This window comes from Microbulbifer variabilis, assembly GCF_020524905.1.
GTDB lineage: Bacteria > Pseudomonadota > Gammaproteobacteria > Pseudomonadales > Cellvibrionaceae > Microbulbifer > Microbulbifer variabilis_A.
On record NZ_JAIVKI010000055.1, the window covers coordinates 1 to 1,504 of the forward strand.

General features: G+C 57.5%; 3 protein-coding genes. 2 read left to right on the forward strand and 1 reads right to left on the reverse strand.

Annotated features, from left to right (window positions below):
- The coding region (locus LC073_RS21460; protein ID WP_226649669.1) for a hypothetical protein at positions 1-432 on the forward strand (432 nt) is incomplete at its 5' end.
- Between the two features lie 29 nt (positions 433-461).
- Complete coding sequence (locus LC073_RS21465; protein ID WP_226649671.1) at positions 462-1,361, forward strand: hypothetical protein; 900 nt, start codon at positions 462-464, stop codon at positions 1,359-1,361.
- Here the strand turns inward: LC073_RS21465 and LC073_RS22055 are convergent.
- Positions 1,358-1,504: IS3 family transposase (locus LC073_RS22055; RefSeq protein WP_226649673.1), on the reverse strand; the 147-nt coding region annotated here is incomplete at its 5' end. The two genes, LC073_RS21465 and LC073_RS22055, sit on opposite strands and share 4 nt — an antisense overlap.

Consider the following 1,504-nt stretch of genomic DNA (forward strand, 5'->3'; position numbering starts at 1 on the left):
CGCTCTATGCGTGGTGCAGCCCAAGGTGTTGCCGCCATAGACGGTCCCCTGGGTGGGGTGGCCGGTCGCCTCAGTGCTGTTAATGGCCTTGTCACAGGCGGCGGTTTGGCCTGGGCTGGCTTCGGTGTTGCTATAGCGGGTGCCACAGCGCTGATGTACAAGAGTGTCCGCGCCGCCGAAGAAATGGAGCGGGGCCAGCTCAAGATCGAGGCGTTGTTAAAAGCCACCGGTAATGCCAGTGGCCGTACGGCAGCCGAGCTGGATGAGCAGGCCCGTTCGGTGGCTCGCAATACCCTGGCCAGTATTTCCGGCATACGCGATGCACAGGGGGTGCTACTGGCATTTAAGTCCGTGCAGACCGATGTATTTGATCTGGCCATTGTGCTGTCGCAAGACCTGGCGGCGGTCATGGGTGGCGATGCCTGCAGCTAGGTAAAGCGCTAGAAGATCCGGCAACCGGATTGACGGCATTAAAGCGTTCTGGGGCTTCTTTTACCGAAGTGGAAAAGGAACAGATCAGGACCATGCAGGAAAGCGGTCGAGTCGCCGAAGCGCAGCGCTTTATTCTCGCCAAGTTGGCCCAGCAGGTGGGCGGCGCCGGTTCTGCCGAGGCGGGCGGCCTAGCCGGCCAAGTCGATACCCTGAGCCAGAACTGGCAAGAGTTCCTGGAGGCCATGGGCAGGACCGAGGAAGCCTCCAAGAGTGTCGGTTTTGTCGCGGATGCGGTGAGCTGGTGGCGCACTGTGTTGATGCCCACTGAGGCGGAGCAGAGCGCGGATAAATACTTCGAGCTGCAAGCGAAATACCTGCATCACCAAAAACAGCTACAGCAGGCCACTCGGGATGGTGTACAGGTCCAGATTCAATACCAGAGCCATCTCGTTGAAAAATACCGCGCGCAGTTGCAGGAAATGAAGGACGCCGACCTGAAAGCGGCGATGGCACAGTGGGAAGAGCGCAAGAAAGTTTCGGAGGCAGCGGCTGAGGCTCGCGCGCAGGCCGAGCGGGAGCGCGTTGCGGCCGAATTAAAACGTCAGCAGGAAGCGGGTTCCGCTCAGTTGATTCAGCTGGATCAATTTCTGGCGGATCGCCAGGGGAAAATTCGTCTCGATCACGAGCAGCGCTTGCGGCAAATCGCCTCTCTGCACGTTGGCGAGCAGGATTTAACCCGGCGAGGTTATGAATCCCTTGAAGCTCTACGTCGAGAATATGCCGAGCGGGAAATACAGCGCTATAACGATGCCATTGCCGGTCAGCAATCCAAAGAACGCGGGGAAGATGGCCTGACCGAAGCCGAGCGCGAGGGTATCGCCGCGCGGGTGGAAACTGTTGTGGTCAACTCCAACCGGACACTTCTTTAAGCACATTTCTCAAATTCGATAGGGGCTATGTCCCCCAGTGTTGAATGTATTCTGCGTGAGTTGTAATAAGCAATATAGGCTCTTACATCTGCTATCGCATCCTCTCTTGTCGGATAGAGATTTCCTGTTAACCATTCCCGCTT